Source organism: Hungatella sp. SB206, assembly GCF_051132295.1.
Lineage (GTDB): Bacteria > Bacillota > Clostridia > Lachnospirales > Lachnospiraceae > Hungatella > Hungatella effluvii.
Genome location: NZ_CP096603.1, coordinates 2,613,163 through 2,625,264, shown reverse-complemented (window position 1 = coordinate 2,625,264; position 12,102 = coordinate 2,613,163). Strand labels below are relative to the sequence as shown.

The following is a 12,102-nucleotide window of genomic DNA, read 5'->3' as shown; positions in this document are numbered from 1 at the left end:
ATGAGTAGTATGAGCCGTATGAAGTATTTTATTCTATATTTTTTCGCGCATCTGCTTTAAAATCTTTTTTTCAAGACGGGAAACCTGGACCTGTGAGATACCGAGACGCGTTGCAATCTGGCTCTGGGTTTCATTATAATAATACCTCCTGACAATGATTTCCCGGTCCTTATCGGAAAGCTCTGTCAGCAGCTCCCGCAGCACCATACGGTTTAACAGCTCCTCCTGGGCAGAGTTTTCCTCCTCGATCTTGTCGATGAGAAGAATGCTGTTTTCGTCATTTTTATTGACTGTCCGGTAAAGCGATTCCACCTCCGCTCCGGCCTCTATGGACGCCGCCACTTCCTCCTTGCTGGCCCCGATCTCTCCGGCGATCTCCTCGATGGTCGGTTCCCGTCCAAGGGTAAAGTTTAATGCCTCTCTGACACATTTTACACGGGTGCCCATCTCCTTGATGGAGCGGCTGACCTTTATCATGCCGTCGTCTCTTAAAAAGCGCTTGATCTCTCCTGTTATCATGGGGACCGCATAGGTGGAGAATTTAACCTCGAAAGACATGTCGAACTTGTCGATGGCCTTCATGAGGCCGATGCTTCCTATCTGAAATAAATCCTCCGGATCATATCCCCGTCCTGTAAATCTTCGCACAATGCTCCAGATCAGTCCCATATTCTCGGTGACGAGACGGTCGCGTGCTTCTTTATCTCCTTCGTGAGCCATTTCTATTAATCTCATGGTCTCATCCATAGGACTCACCCGTTAATCTTCTTTTTCATGGTCACAACGGTACCCTTGTCCGGTTCTGACTCCACACGCACCTCGTCCATAAACGCTTCCATAAAAGAGAATCCCATGCCGGATCGTTCTCCCTCTGGATCGGTGGTAAACATCGGTTCCATCGCCTGCGAAATATTGGGAATCCCGATTCCCGTATCCCTCACAGTCACGGTCAGCTCCTGTTTCAGTATCTCCACCTCGAGATAGATGATCCCGCCATTTCCCTGATAACCATGTATCACCGCATTCGTCACAGCTTCCGACACCGCGGTCTTTACGTCGTCCAACTCCTCCAGCGTCGGATTCATCCGAGCCATAAATACGGCCACCACAACCCTTGCAAACTCTTCGTTCCGGGACAGGCTCTCAATTTCCATTCTCAAAACTTCTGGTCTGTTTTCTTCTAACATGTCTTCCTCCTCAACCTGTGACTGCATCTTCCTTTGAGTCATATAATTTCATTAATTTTAAAATGCCGCCCATTTTCAGTATTCTGAGCACCTGGGCTCCCGCTCCGTAGATTGTCACCTTTCCTCCGCTCCGGGCCATCTGCTTGTATCGGTTTAACAACACTCCAATCCCTGAAGAATCCATAAATCCGGTTCCCGAGAAATCAAACACAATGCGGTTAATATAATTTTCCGAAAGGATCAGATCGGTTTCATATTTTAAGCCGGTGCAGTTGTGGTGATCCAACTCCTCCGGCAGGTGGACAATCAGCACGTGGCCGTCCGCCTCATAGGTAAATAGTGGCTTGTTCATAGTTCTCCTTTCCAAAAAGAATCCCGCTTTCCGGACTCTTTGTTCTAACACAGAGCTCTTTTTTATGAATTAAGAGTCCGGCTCACCGGACTCTCGCGCCGGAGCGCGGTCGCTTCAGCAACCATACTTCCTTAGCACGGAGTGCGCATCCTGCCCGAAGGGCTTTTTGTGTAACAGGAGCACTTTTCTGTTACACAAAAAAGACACGGCAAAAGAGCTCTCTTTCTCTTCTGTCGTGTCTTACTTTTTACGCAAACAGGATTAGAATCCCCGTTCCGTTCTGGCCTGCGCTATCAATGTTTCATCTTTGCTGTTATTTATGATGTCCGTAAACATCTCATTCGCCTGTTCCTTCTGATTCATTCCCTTGTAAATGACGGCCGCCTTATACCTGGCAGCCCAGTAATCCGGCTTTACAGCCAGGCTCTTTAAATAGTAATCGAGAGCCGTCTGGCTGTCTCCCGCGCCCGAAGCCTCGTCTCCAAGGCTTTCCAGCACCTGATATCCCCGTTCCTCCATGTCGGCCTTAATCTCTCCGACGATGGCCAGCACATCCGGTGACGCGATGAGTTCCGTCTTCAAGTCGGCGTAAAGCTTTACCGCCGCGGTAAAATCATCCTTTTTATACGCCTGCAGAATTCCGATCACGTTCTGGTATTGAGCCAGCACGCTGTCCGAATCATTGGTAAATGTGGACAGGGAATCTTCCGCCGTTTTCTTATCTGCCTCCAGGCCGGCGATCTGCTCACTTAAGCTGTCCGCCTTCTGATTCGCCTGGCTTAAGCTCTCGCTGTACTTAAGCATCTCCTGGTTGTGTTTTTCATTGATCGCCCTCGTATTCGCCGGCATAACCAGAAAAAAGACGACCGCCGCCCCCAGAAGCAGGCCCGCTAGGATATTGACGACCGCCATATCCTTCGTATTCTCTCTGTAGCTGGGCGGAATGATGACATCGTCATCCTCCATCTGCCGGTGGGACAGGACATTTTTCAGCTTCCTCTTTTCAGGCTCACGCTCGGAGCGGCTGCCTGTATTCGCCTTGACGATCGACTTATACCAGAGCGCCTTCGGGTGATTCCTGTCTATCTGCAATACCTTGTAGACTGATTTTCCCGCCTTCTGGTAATCCTCTCTCGCAATACAGAGAATAGCCAGCAGCAGCTGGGCCTTCACGTAGTTCGGCTTCGCCTCCACCACCTTGACGAGCTGAAGGATCGCCAGGTCCTCGCTGCCGTTCTGGGCGTAGACGAGGGCCTGGTTAAACCGCCGGATCATGTGGCGCTCCGTGTCGAGACTCCCCTTTTTTCTCTGGATTTCACCCAGATAGTAGTCCGCCCGGTTCTCCTGCGGCTGCAGGTTCATGCTGATGACCCACTGAACAAGCGCATCCCCGACCTCCCCGACCTCATAGTAAATGAGGCCCAGAAGGTTCCTGGCATCCGTCTGATACTTATTAAAATGTAGGCTCTTCTTTAAACATTCGGCCGCGCCGGACAAATCCCGCAACCGCGCCCGCTCTAATCCCATGTTATAATAGCTGTTGGCAATGACACGGGTTTTTCTTACATAATCCATATCTTACCTGCCTATTCCTTACCAACTTCCTTGATCAGTTCCATCATCAAATCATTCATATCCGTCAGATCGCTTCTCACGATCGCGTCCTCTATGGCATCTACTTCCAGACTCGGTCTGTAATCGTTTATCTCGGTTTCAAAATCAATCATCTTTTATACCTCCAAGAATTGTCTTTATCTCTCCCATCAGATACAGGGATCCCACACAGAACAGCAGATGTTCCCCATCCTGCCATGTGAGCAGTTTCTCCAGTGCCTCTTCTGCCGTATCAAAACCATATATTCTGCAATCGGAAACGGCTAAAAACTCCGCCTCCAGCACTTCCTTTGCCATTCCCCGATCCGAATGGATATGGGCTACAGCAACCGAATCCAGCGGCAGACCCGCCGCGATCTCACGGATCATGGTATCGTGGGCCTTGTCCGATACCGAGGAAAACAGAAGACAGGCCCGCTTCCCGCTTTTCTCGCAGAGACGCGCGGCTGTCTTTATAAATTCTTCGATTCCGCCCGGATTGTGCGCTCCATCCAGGTAAAGCCCGGGCGCCGCCTCTTCCATGCGTGCCGGCCATCTCATGGACTCCAGTCCGGCCTTAAGCTCCTCTTCTGATAAGCATATGTCTTCCCTCTGCCGCATCAGTACTTCCACCGTCCTGAGCGCAGTCAGTGCGTTCATCACCTGATATTCCGCCTGGGAGGGAATCAGCACGCGGAGAATGCTGCCGTCAAGCCGCTTAAGTCCCGCCCGGATTCCCTGTTCTTCCCATGCCTCTATCACATAGTCCTGCCTGTCCACCGGATATACCGGGCTGTGGCTGGCAGCGGCCTCTTCCTCGATCACAGCGGCTGTCCCCTGGTCGCCTCTCTCATATATGACGGGAACGCCGGACTTTATGATACCGGCTTTCTGATAAGCGATCTTTTCCACGGTATCGCCTAAATATTCCGTATGATCCAGACTTATGGAAGTGATGGCCACTGCCAGCGGATGACGGATCACATTCGTCGTGTCCAGCCTTCCGCCAAGTCCCGTCTCCAGAACCGTGAAATCATTGTCCATCTGGTCAAACAGCTTCATACCCATGTAAAACAGGAATTCAAAATAGGATGGATGACAGTATCCCTCTTCCGTCATACATTCCGATAAATCCCTGATTTCACGAAAGCTGCTCTCAAACGGTCCATATTCGACCGGCTTACCGTCGAATAAAAACCTCTCCCGCACCTCCGTCAGATGAGGCGAGATAAATGCTCCCGTGTGGTATCCCCCTGCCATCAGCATGGAGGTTATATATGCACAGACCGAACCCTTTCCATTGGTCCCGGCCACATGAATGATCTTTCTCTTCTCGTCGGGGTTGTCCATCCGCTCCAGAAAAGCCCTGATATCTTCCAGGGAATTCTTTTTTCTGGCCCACATGGGGATATCGGCCAGATATTCTTCCGCAGTTTTTTCCAAACTCATCTTACGCCCCGGCTTTCGTTCTTTATGTAATCTTAATCCTTATGCTGCCTTACTGCGCGCCTTTTCCCGCACGCCAATTCGGGCTTTCTTATTTATTATAATATAACTCGGCCATTATGCAACCTCTTTCTTTCGCAAATACAGACGGATTTCTACATTTTTACTCTGGTTTTTTCACGGAAACGCTCCTGTAAAATGAAAAACAGGAGTATTCCGGAACCACAATCCGGGATACCCCTGTTATCATCTGTCAATTTATTCCCGCGGGCAACGAGCCAAGCGGACACGCTGGCGCGTCCATTTGGCGATTGCATGCCCCGCTTTATCGGGTACTGCCGCGAGGGTCAAAAAACCCGCTGCCCGCAGCGCTGCAAATTTGATGTCCCGTTGCTTGCAGCGGATTTTTTGACTATCCGCAGTATGCGATCGCTTCGATCTCAACAAGCGCTGCCTTTGGAAGAGCAGCTACTTCAAATGCAGCTCTGGCCGGGCATGCACCCTCGAAAAAGGTTGCGTAAACTTCGTTCATAGCGCCGAAATCGCCGATGTTCTGTAATAAGACAGTTGTCTTTACCACATTTGCCATAGATAAGCCTTCGCTCTCTAAGATCGCCTTGATATTAGTTAAGGACTGTTTCGTCTGGGAGGCGATATCCTCGCCTGCAAATGCTCCTGTTGCCGGATCGATCGGAAGCTGGCCGGATACGTATACGTAATCTCCGCCTCTCACTGCCTGGGAATATGGTCCAATCGCTGCCGGTGCTTTTTCTGTAGCCAATACTTTTTTCATTCTATGTATCTCCTTTCGTTCTTCACGTTATATATCTAGATTATCACACATTCCGCAAAAGTCAAGAAAGTTTTTTAGGTTATCTTAAAAATATTTAGTTTAACTGTTTTTCTTTTCGTATATTTACCTCTTGTCATCTAGTATTGAATACTATATAATAGGATATGAGGTGAAACTATGAAGACGAATGACGAAAGAATACAGGATATCCTAAAACGTCTGGATACCTTAAGTTATATCAGGCCTGAAGAGATTCCGGGCATTGATCTTTACATGGATCAGGTTACTACATTTATGGATGATCATCTGAAGAACACGAAGCGCTACCCCGAGGATAAGGTGCTGACGAAAACCATGATCAACAACTATGCCAAGAACAACCTGCTGCCTGCGCCCAACAAAAAGAAGTATTCCAGAGAGCATATCCTGCTTCTGATTTTTATCTATTATTTTAAGAATATTCTTTCCATCAACGACATCGAAGAATTGTTCCGGCCGATCACCGCAGGACATTTCGCATTGAAGGACGGCCTTTTGCTGGAGGACATCTACAAAGAGATTTTCGCTCTGGAAGCGGAGGAGATGAAACACTTGCGGGAAGACGTGAAAGCAAAGTATGAACGCGCGGGCGGTACATTTACGGACGAGAACCTGGCTGAGGAAGACAGGGAATACTTACGGCTCTTCGCCTTAATCTGCGAATTATCCTTTGACGTCTATTTAAAGAAGCAGATGGTGGAACAGATGATTGACGAGCTTCGGGAAGCGAACCCGTCCAAAAAGAAAAAGTAAATAAGCGAAGATAAAACGCTCCCTTTCATAGGAACAGTCCCCTGCGGAATCTGTTCCCATGAAAGGGAGCGCTGCATTTATCTCTCCATTTTGTCTGAAGCCGCGGCCTCTCCGGGCTGCACTAGGCCTCTGTATCCTCCAGACGCTTAAATACCATATCATATCCGTCGTTTCCATAATTCAGGGAACGGTTCACACGGCTGATCGTGGCTGTGGAAGCCCCGGTCTTTTCCGCAATCTCCAGATACGTGCGGCCCTCGCGAAGCATCTTGGCTACCTCATACCGCTGGGATAAGCTGAGCAGTTCGTTGACCGTGCACACATCCTCGAAGAACGTATAGCACTCTTCCGGTGTCTTCAGTGTCAGTATTGCCTGAAACAGATGGTCAACCGCATCTGTCTTAATTTTTTTATTCATGGTTTCAATCAGTCCCCTTTATTTTTGCTGTTACTTCATCTATGGAGTATTTTAACATATTAAAGTCATAAAGTCCACCCCCGGACACTTATGACAGCATAAATTTTTCAATGACATGAGCAACGCCGTCGTCGTTGTTGGAAAGCGTCACGTAATCCGCCGCATTTTTCACGGGCAGGACCGCGTTCTCCATGGCCACGCCCAGACCGGCATACTGAATCATGGACAAATCGTTGTATCCGTCACCGCAGGCGATCATCTCGTCCTTCGTCATGTTAAGGCGCGTAAGCAGCCGCTCTAAAGACGCCGCTTTATCAATTCCCCTGGGCAGAACCTCCAGAAAGTGGGGTTCTGAACGGTACACACTGTAATCACGCCCCAGTGCGGCCTTCACCTTCGGTTCCACGAGAGCCAGGTAATCCCCGTCGTCGAGAAGCAGAAACTTTACCACCGGGAAATCCACGTACTGGTCGAAATTTTCTATCCGCCGGACCTCCAGTTTATTGATGTCGGACTCCTTTTTTACATAGATATCTCCGGGGTCCGGCGTAATAATGCAGTCCCCTTCGTATGTAAGAATGTTCACGCCGTGCTCCCTGGCCAGCGCAATGATCTTTTTATTCGATGTCACAGGAAGCTCCTTTGCAAACACGGTCTCACCCGTTTTGCATTCGATAATCCGCCCTCCGTTGAAGGACAGGATATAACCGCCATCCTCTGTGAGTCCCAGTTCCTTCGCCAGCGGCATCACACCATAGGTAGGCCGTCCGGAGGCCAGCACGATGGTTCCCCCCTGGCTTTTCAGCTTCATCAGCGCTTTCTTCGTCCTCGGTGTGATCACTTTATCCCGGTTTGTAAGTGTGCCATCCAGATCCAGCACGATCATTCGATATGCCATAATTCCTTCTCCTGCTTTCGTAAAATTCTCCGTGAAAAGTATATCATACTTCGGGGTAAAATGCAAAATTTAGAAATTCGACTCATAATCCGGGAACTGCTGCCTGTCACATTTCATACAATGTCACTATGAGAAACAACAAAAAAGGAGAATTCTATGAAAAAAATCGTGAGCATCGTTCTCGCCGTATCCATGCTTGCCGTCTGCGTAACCGGCTGTAAAACGACCACAAGGAAACAGCTAAAGCCAGTGGTTCTGAATGAAGTCGCTCATTCTATCTTCTATGCTCCCCAGTATGCCGCCATTGAACTGGGGTATTTTGAGGATGAAGGGCTCGACCTGACGCTGGTCAACGGCGCCGGCGCCGACAAGGTCATGACCGCCCTGATCTCCGGAGACGCCGATATCGGTTTTATGGGGTCTGAGGCCAGCATTTACGTCTATCAGCAGGGTTCTGACGATTACGCCGTAAACTTCGCCCAGCTGACCCAGCGGGCCGGTAATTTTCTGGTCGGCAGGGAAGCCCAGGATAACTTCACCTGGGCCGATTTGAAGGGCAAGAAGGTGTTGGGCGGAAGAGCCGGCGGCATGCCGGAAATGGTATTTGAATACATTTTGAAGAAGAACGGGATCGATCCCGCCGCAGATCTGACCATCGACCAGAGCATCAACTTCGGTTTAACCGCCGCCGCCTTCACCAGCAACGACGCCGATTACACGGTAGAGTTTGAACCATTTGCCACCGGTCTGGAAAAAGAAGGAAACGGCCACGTCATCGCCTCCCTCGGCGTCGATTCCGGATACGTTCCCTATACCGCTTACAGCGTCAAGAAGAGCTATTTAGAGAAGAATCCCGAAACCATCCAGAAATTCACCAATGCGATTCAGAAAGGCCTGGAATATGTAAACACCCATTCCGCCGAAGAAATCGCCAAAGTGATCCAGCCTCAGTTTAAAGAAACCGATGAGGATACCATTGCAACCATCGTTGGCCGCTATAAAGATCAGGACACCTGGAAAGGCGACACTGTCTTCGAAAAAGAAAGTTTCGAACTTCTGGAAAACATCCTGGAGGAAGCCGGCGAACTGAATGAGCGCGTTCCTTACGACAAGCTGGTAACAACCGAATTTTCACAGGAAGCGGCAAAGTAATACCGAATGCCCACACATAACAAACAGATCCCGTTTCCGCTCTTCACCGCCGGAACCGGGATCTGTTCTTTTCACATCATGGCCGTATCAGCCAAATACCACCATGCATTTCAGAGTCTCCTCTGCATCAATCACATAGATCACTTCATTCTCCCAGGCGTACGCTGCTTTGATCTTCAGTATCTCACCAATCCGGTCTGGAGTGTCTCCGGTCAGCCGCGCGTCTGCCGGTACCCTTAAAATCTCCGGTTCCTCCCTCACCAGAAAGCCGCACTGCAGGGCCCCCGTTTCCGTTATTATGACTACCGGCTGGTCTCCGTACCCGCTCTCTTTTGTTCCTGTCATCCGGCTTAAAGAAGCGGCGGTAATAATCGTCCCTTTCCAGTTACACAGACCTTCATAGTAGTCCGGCACACAGGGGATCGGGGTGATACGGCTGTCCCATATGATCTCCCGGATATGGGGAAGTTCGAATCCGTAGACTGCATCCGTCATGCGGACGCACAGAAACTCCAGTTCCTCTCCGCCGTCCTTCTCTCTCGCCTGATCCAAGTCAAAGTCATTCATGGGTCTTTCCACCTCCCGTATTCCGCACCAGGTCTTCGATATCCAGCTGGAGGCAGATGGTTCCGTCCCCCAGCAGGCTGCACCCGGAGATTCCCGTATACTTCTTAAAATGCTTTCCTAAAATAGCCGGAAGCGATTTCTCCACAAGACTGCCCTGGTCTGCCACCCGGTCTGCCACAATGCAGAGCTCTCTCGTACTGCCCTTGATATACGCCATGATTTCGGAACCGATCCTTGGTGTTCCCGGAATATGGTAGAACTTACTCAGGGAAATGACGGGAATATACCGCCCCTCCCTGATCCAGAACTCTCTTCCTTCCTGCATCACCATTCCCGGCCCCTGCGGCTGGTAGGTGACAAACTGAACCACCTGGTGTGCCGGAACCGCGAAGAACCGGTCTCCGGTCTGAAAACGGATGCTCTCGATGATCGTAAGCGTCAGAGGCAGATGCATGATGAAATTGCTGCCTTCCCCTCTGGTACTCTCCAAATGAAGGTGGCCACCGAACGCCTCCACCATCTGACGAACCACATCGAGTCCCACGCCTCTTCCCGAGTACTCGTTAGCCGCCTCCCGCGTCGAAAAGCCGGGCAGAAGGCAGAACTCTAATATCTCCGGCTCGGAATACTCCGATTCCGGCCTCACGAACAGATTCTTTTCTCTGCCCTTTTTGCGGACCTGTTCCAAATCGATGCCGCATCCGTCGTCGCTGACACTGACCACGATCTCACCGCCAACATTGGCAAACAGCAGTGTCACCGAGCCCGCCCGCGGCTTTCCCGCCTTCTCCCGCTCTTCCGGCTGCTCGATTCCATGGTCAATGGCGTTGCGGATCAGATGGAGAAGTGGATCCAGAATACCATCCGCGATCTTCTTATCCACCTCCACATTCTGCCCCTGGACGTGGAAGGACACCTCTTTCTTTTCCTTCTTGCAGATGTCGCGGACGATCCTGCCTAACTGGGGTACCACATTGGAAAACGGCACCATCCGAATCGATATGACCAGTTCCTCCAGCTCCTTTAAAAAACGGCCAACCTGATGGTTCCTGCCGTCCTCCACGCTCCCTTTCGAGGCTTCCAGCCAGGAAGACGCCGCGATAATCAGTTCTCCCGTCAGATTCTGAAGCTCATCCAGCTTTTCCACCCGGACATTGATAAAATCAGCGCTGTTCTGCACAGGAGTCTCGGCTTCGGTCTCCGGTTCTTTTGCAGACTGACCTTCCACCGCCTGTCCCTCCGCCGTCCCGGACAGCTTCGGCATCTCCGCCAGCTCCGTACAGGACTCCACAAACAGCGCGCTCTTAAGCGTCTGTAAGACTGCGCCCGGGTCTTCCGACGTAAAGCTGATATAAAAACCATTATCATGAATATATTCCGTTGTAGAGGAATCCGTCTCTACATTTTCGGGATATATCTTTAAATCCGCACATAAATCCCGGATCTGACGTACAGCCATGTAGGCCCGGACATTCTCCATCCGGCAGTCTTTTTCAAATTTCAGGTGGACGGTAGTCTTCTTTTTTTCTTTTACCTTCTGTACGAGAACCTCTATTTTATCCCAGAACCGGTCTACCGGCTCTGGCTCGAAGCTTTCAAATTTCATTCGTTTCAGTTCTTCCCGGATGAAATCAGTGGCTTCGAAGATTAAATCAAATGTCTCCTGTTCATAACCGGAAAGCCTGGAAGGGTCTTCCCGAAACACCACAAACAAGTCTTCCAGGCGGTGGGTCAAAGTGGACAATCCCGTCAGCCCCATCATGGCGGAAGAACTCTTTATAGTATGCATCACACGAAAGATGCCGTTGATACTCTCTTTGGAGAATACCATCTCCTGCTCCGCCGAGAGCAGCATGGCATCCGACTGGTCCAGAAGCTGGTTGGTCTCCAGTAAGTAGATCTCCAGCATCTCGCCCGTGTCCTCATCAAAAAAGCCCATACCCATCACACTCCCGCCTCTTCCTCATAACCATACCAGACGGTACGATTTTTTCCTGTTTTCTTTCCGCGGTAAAGCGCCATATCTGCGTGCGTCATGTTCATCTTAAAACTCTGTTCCTTATCGAAAAGGCTGATCCCCAGCGTCACAGTGCAGTAAAATGTGGTATTGCCCTGAAGAAAAGGAAACGCCTGAATTTCTTTTCTGATCTCCTCGCAGACTTCAAAACACTCCTGTTTTGTAACTGCCATCAGAATAATCAGGAATTCCTCTCCGCCCCAGCGGACCACCTTATGGCGGCGGCAGACGCTCTCCATAATATTGGAAATACAAACGAGAACCATGTCTCCGGCGTCATGCCCGTAGCAGTCGTTTACGCGTTTGAAATCGTCCACATCGATCATGACCAGTGCATCCTGGCGATTTGGTTCCATCAAATCCTGGGCCAGCTTCTCCACCACAAACCGCCGGTTGTAAAGTCCGGTCAGCTCGTCCCGGTAGGCCACGCGGTTTAATATCTGCATGTTGGCCTTCAGCGTCTCATTTAAGATCTTCAGCTCGTCTCTCTTCCGCTTGTCCTCAAGATGCGCCTTCACCCTGGATTTCAGTTCTTCCGGACGGAACGGTTTTTTAATATAATCACAAGCGCCCAGATCAAATCCCCGGATTACATCCTGTTCACTGTCTTTGGAGGTGATAAAGATCACTGGAGCGTGATTCTTATCCTTTTCTTTTATCTTTTCAAACAGTTCATATCCCTCCATATCAGGCAAAATGACATCGAGGAGAATCAGATCAGGAACCACTTCCTCCAGTAACTCCAGAGTCTCCTTCGCTGAATGGGATTTATAAACCGTATATTCCTCATTTTTTAAAACCTTTTCTATCTGCTGGCATATCAGCAGGCTGTCATCGACCGCCAGTATCTTCTGTCTGCCTGTCATGCTTTTTCTCCTTCCAACCGC

14 protein-coding genes are annotated in these 12,102 nt (G+C 50.0%); 2 read left to right on the top strand and 12 right to left on the bottom strand.

Features of this window, described 5'->3' with window-relative positions; all coding sequences use genetic code 11:
- Positions 1–33: 33 nt before the first annotated feature.
- The 7 genes from sigF to M1L66_RS11400 form a co-directional block, all read right to left on the bottom strand.
- A complete protein-coding gene (gene sigF, locus M1L66_RS11430) occupies positions 34–747 on the bottom strand; it encodes an RNA polymerase sporulation sigma factor SigF (protein ID WP_025530535.1) in 714 nt (237 codons plus the stop codon).
- 5 nt (positions 748–752) lie between these two features.
- Complete coding sequence (gene spoIIAB, locus M1L66_RS11425) at positions 753–1,187, bottom strand: anti-sigma F factor (RefSeq protein ID WP_117623357.1); 435 nt, start codon at positions 1,185–1,187, stop codon at positions 753–755.
- A 10-nt stretch (positions 1,188–1,197) separates the two neighbouring features.
- Complete coding sequence (locus M1L66_RS11420) at positions 1,198–1,539, bottom strand: STAS domain-containing protein (RefSeq protein WP_002600327.1); 342 nt, start codon at positions 1,537–1,539, stop codon at positions 1,198–1,200.
- A 261-nt stretch (positions 1,540–1,800) separates the two neighbouring features.
- Complete coding sequence (locus M1L66_RS11415; RefSeq protein WP_187021219.1) at positions 1,801–3,114, bottom strand: tetratricopeptide repeat protein; 1,314 nt, start codon at positions 3,112–3,114, stop codon at positions 1,801–1,803.
- Positions 3,115–3,125: 11 nt separating this feature from the next.
- Positions 3,126–3,266, bottom strand: a complete 141-nt coding sequence (locus tag M1L66_RS11410; RefSeq protein ID WP_002600329.1) for a hypothetical protein — start codon at positions 3,264–3,266, stop codon at positions 3,126–3,128.
- Entirely contained in the window at positions 3,259–4,581 is a 1,323-nt protein-coding gene (locus M1L66_RS11405; protein WP_187021221.1) for a bifunctional folylpolyglutamate synthase/dihydrofolate synthase, read from the bottom strand. Before M1L66_RS11405 ends, M1L66_RS11410 begins: the two co-directional genes overlap by 8 nt.
- Positions 4,582–4,990: 409 nt before the next feature.
- Positions 4,991–5,371: a RidA family protein gene (locus tag M1L66_RS11400; RefSeq protein WP_110324823.1), complete on the bottom strand. Its 381-nt coding sequence runs from the start codon at positions 5,369–5,371 to the stop codon at positions 4,991–4,993.
- Between the two features lie 177 nt (positions 5,372–5,548).
- Here M1L66_RS11400 and M1L66_RS11395 point away from each other — a divergent pair, with 177 nt between their 5' ends.
- Positions 5,549–6,163 (top strand): DUF1836 domain-containing protein, encoded by a 615-nt coding sequence (locus M1L66_RS11395; protein WP_187021223.1) that lies wholly within the window; start codon positions 5,549–5,551, stop codon positions 6,161–6,163.
- 121 nt (positions 6,164–6,284) lie between these two features.
- Here M1L66_RS11395 and M1L66_RS11390 read toward each other — a convergent pair whose 3' ends face one another.
- Both M1L66_RS11390 and M1L66_RS11385 read right to left on the bottom strand, forming a co-directional pair.
- Positions 6,285–6,581, bottom strand: a complete 297-nt coding sequence (locus M1L66_RS11390; protein ID WP_187021225.1) for a YerC/YecD family TrpR-related protein — start codon at positions 6,579–6,581, stop codon at positions 6,285–6,287.
- 88 nt (positions 6,582–6,669) lie between these two features.
- Entirely contained in the window at positions 6,670–7,479 is an 810-nt protein-coding gene (locus tag M1L66_RS11385) for a Cof-type HAD-IIB family hydrolase (protein ID WP_187021227.1), read from the bottom strand.
- 156 nt (positions 7,480–7,635) lie between these two features.
- Between M1L66_RS11385 and M1L66_RS11380 the strand changes: the two genes are divergently transcribed.
- On the top strand, positions 7,636–8,631 hold the full coding sequence (locus tag M1L66_RS11380; RefSeq protein WP_055655409.1) for an ABC transporter substrate-binding protein: 996 nt from the start codon (positions 7,636–7,638) through the stop codon (positions 8,629–8,631).
- Between the two features lie 87 nt (positions 8,632–8,718).
- On the opposite strand, the gene M1L66_RS11375 is transcribed toward M1L66_RS11380, so the two are convergent.
- From M1L66_RS11375 to M1L66_RS11365, 3 genes are read right to left on the bottom strand one after another with little or no spacing between them, the layout of a single operon-like run.
- On the bottom strand, positions 8,719–9,198 hold the full coding sequence (locus tag M1L66_RS11375) for a chemotaxis protein CheW (protein WP_187021229.1): 480 nt from the start codon (positions 9,196–9,198) through the stop codon (positions 8,719–8,721).
- A complete protein-coding gene (locus M1L66_RS11370; protein ID WP_434692998.1) occupies positions 9,191–11,143 on the bottom strand; it encodes a chemotaxis protein CheA in 1,953 nt (650 codons plus the stop codon). Before M1L66_RS11370 ends, M1L66_RS11375 begins: the two co-directional genes overlap by 8 nt.
- Entirely contained in the window at positions 11,143–12,081 is a 939-nt protein-coding gene (locus M1L66_RS11365) for a GGDEF domain-containing response regulator (RefSeq protein ID WP_187021239.1), read from the bottom strand. The genes M1L66_RS11370 and M1L66_RS11365 overlap by 1 nt, the downstream gene beginning before the upstream one ends.
- Positions 12,082–12,102: the final 21 nt, after the last annotated feature.

What these genes read in the sequence shown, in the direction of transcription:
- sigF (WP_025530535.1), bottom strand. Translation starts at nt 747, where the DNA reads ATGGATGAGACCATGAGATTAATAGAAATGGCTCACGAAGGAGATAAA.
- spoIIAB (WP_117623357.1), bottom strand. Translation starts at nt 1,187, where the DNA reads ATGTTAGAAGAAAACAGACCAGAAGTTTTGAGAATGGAAATTGAGAGC.
- M1L66_RS11420 (WP_002600327.1), bottom strand. Translation starts at nt 1,539, where the DNA reads ATGAACAAGCCACTATTTACCTATGAGGCGGACGGCCACGTGCTGATT.
- M1L66_RS11415 (WP_187021219.1), bottom strand. Translation starts at nt 3,114, where the DNA reads ATGGATTATGTAAGAAAAACCCGTGTCATTGCCAACAGCTATTATAAC.
- M1L66_RS11410 (WP_002600329.1), bottom strand. Translation starts at nt 3,266, where the DNA reads ATGATTGATTTTGAAACCGAGATAAACGATTACAGACCGAGTCTGGAA.
- M1L66_RS11405 (WP_187021221.1), bottom strand. Translation starts at nt 4,581, where the DNA reads ATGAGTTTGGAAAAAACTGCGGAAGAATATCTGGCCGATATCCCCATG.
- M1L66_RS11400 (WP_110324823.1), bottom strand. Translation starts at nt 5,371, where the DNA reads ATGAAAAAAGTATTGGCTACAGAAAAAGCACCGGCAGCGATTGGACCA.
- M1L66_RS11395 (WP_187021223.1), top strand. Translation starts at nt 5,549, where the DNA reads ATGAAGACGAATGACGAAAGAATACAGGATATCCTAAAACGTCTGGAT.
- M1L66_RS11390 (WP_187021225.1), bottom strand. Translation starts at nt 6,581, where the DNA reads ATGAATAAAAAAATTAAGACAGATGCGGTTGACCATCTGTTTCAGGCA.
- M1L66_RS11385 (WP_187021227.1), bottom strand. Translation starts at nt 7,479, where the DNA reads ATGGCATATCGAATGATCGTGCTGGATCTGGATGGCACACTTACAAAC.
- M1L66_RS11380 (WP_055655409.1), top strand. Translation starts at nt 7,636, where the DNA reads ATGAAAAAAATCGTGAGCATCGTTCTCGCCGTATCCATGCTTGCCGTC.
- M1L66_RS11375 (WP_187021229.1), bottom strand. Translation starts at nt 9,198, where the DNA reads ATGAATGACTTTGACTTGGATCAGGCGAGAGAGAAGGACGGCGGAGAG.
- M1L66_RS11370 (WP_434692998.1), bottom strand. Translation starts at nt 11,143, where the DNA reads ATGGGTATGGGCTTTTTTGATGAGGACACGGGCGAGATGCTGGAGATC.
- M1L66_RS11365 (WP_187021239.1), bottom strand. Translation starts at nt 12,081, where the DNA reads ATGACAGGCAGACAGAAGATACTGGCGGTCGATGACAGCCTGCTGATA.